General features: G+C 76.9%; 1 protein-coding gene and 1 pseudogene. Both read left to right on the top strand.

The window, feature by feature from the left end:
• A pseudogene (locus tag AC6RA4_RS25455) lies at positions 1 to 440 on the top strand (hypothetical protein); the annotation flags it as partial.
• Positions 437 to 1,603, top strand: a 1,167-nt coding sequence (locus tag AC6RA4_RS25450) for an SEL1-like repeat protein (RefSeq protein ID WP_500165108.1), incomplete at its 3' end; no start/stop codon positions are given. The pseudogene AC6RA4_RS25455 and the gene AC6RA4_RS25450, both read left to right, overlap by 4 nt.

The following is a 1,603-nucleotide window of genomic DNA, read 5'->3' as shown; positions in this document are numbered from 1 at the left end:
TGGCGGCGGCGCGGCAGGACCGGCCCGGCGCGCGCGACTGGCTGGCGGCCCGCGCCGAGGAGGGCATGCGGTCGGCCCAGCTGGCCTATGGCGAGCTGCTGCTCGAGAGCGCCGAGGCGGCCGGGAACGCCGGAGAGGCCGGGGAGGGCATCGCGCTGATCACCCGGGCCGCGCAGGCCGGGGACGTGCGGGCCCGGGCGCTGCTTGGCGAGGCCTATGCCACCGGCGGGAACGGGCTCGAACAGGACTATGTCGCCGCCCATGGCTGGTACAATCTCGCCGCCGCCGGCGGCGCCCCCGGAGCCGAGGAGCGGCGCGACGTGCTCGCCCAGCTGATGACCCCCGAACAGGTCGCCGAGGCGCAGGCCATGGCGCGCGCCATCCACGATGCCGAACCCACCCCGCCGGTGGACGGGCAAACCTCGGGTGACGGCCAATGAGGGCGGCGCCGGCCCTGCTGGCGCTGCTGCTCGCCTGTGGCGGGCCGCTGGCGGCGCAGGACAGCGCCGGGCTTCTCGAACAGGCGCGCCGCTATCATGACGGGCGCGGGGTGGTGCAGAGCTATGCCCGCGCCGCCGAGCTCTACAGGCAGGCGGCCGAGGCCGGCAGCGACGAGGCCCGCAACGCGCTGGGGCGCTATTATCACGAGGGTCTGGGCGTGCCCGAGGACCGCGCCGAGGCGCTGCGCTGGTTCGAGGCCGCCGCCGAAAGCGGCGCGCCGGACCACCTGTTCGATCTCGCCTCCGCGCTCGAGGCCGGGGCCGGGGGCGATCCCGCGATCCTCGCCCGCGCCGCCGGGCTCTACCAGCGCGCCGCCGAGGCCGGTCACGGGGATGCCGCGGTCAGCCTCGGGGTGCTCTATCAGGAGGGGCTCGGCGTCGATCAGGATCCGGCGCGCGCCCGCGCGCTTTATGAGGGGCCGGCCGGCGACGGCAATGCCCGGGCGCAGAACAACCTCGGCATGCTCTACGTGCGCGGCACCGGCGTCGCGCAGGATTATGCCCGCGCCGCCGACTATTTCGCCGCCGCCGCGGAGCAGGGCCTGCCGCAGGCGCTGACCAATCTCGGCGTGATGTACGAGAACGGCTTCGGCGTGCCGCTCGACGAGGCCCGCGCGGCCGAGCTTTACCGGATGGGCGGGCAGGGCGGCGGCGCCCCGGATGCGGCGATGCAGGGCGGCTTCGTCTACGACGCCCGCCTGACCCCGCCGCCGGGCGGAGAGGCCGGTCTCGCCGGGCTCGAGCAGGCCGCCGCCGCCGGCGATCCGGTGGCGCAGTTCCAGCTTGGCTGGCTGCTGCTGCAAGCCCCCTCCGCGGGCACCGACTGGGGCCGGGCGGCGAGGCTCTTCGCGGCGGCGGCCGAGCGCGGGCTGCCCGCCGCCATGATCAACCTCGGCCAGCTCTACACCCTGGGCCGCGGCGTGCCGCAGGATTACGTGCTGGCGCAGATGTGGCTCCTCCTCGCCGCCTCGGGCGGGGCCCCCGGGGCCGAGCCGCCGCGCGCGGCGCTGGCCGCGCGGATGACGCCGGAGCAGATCAACGAGGCGCAGGCCCGCGCGACGGCGCGGCGGGCGGGCCCGCCCCGCGAGGGCGGGGGGCAGGTG

This window comes from Salipiger sp. (genome assembly GCF_059781815.1).
Note: the sequence above shows the minus strand (reverse complement) of the source record. Positions and strands in the feature narration are given on the sequence as shown.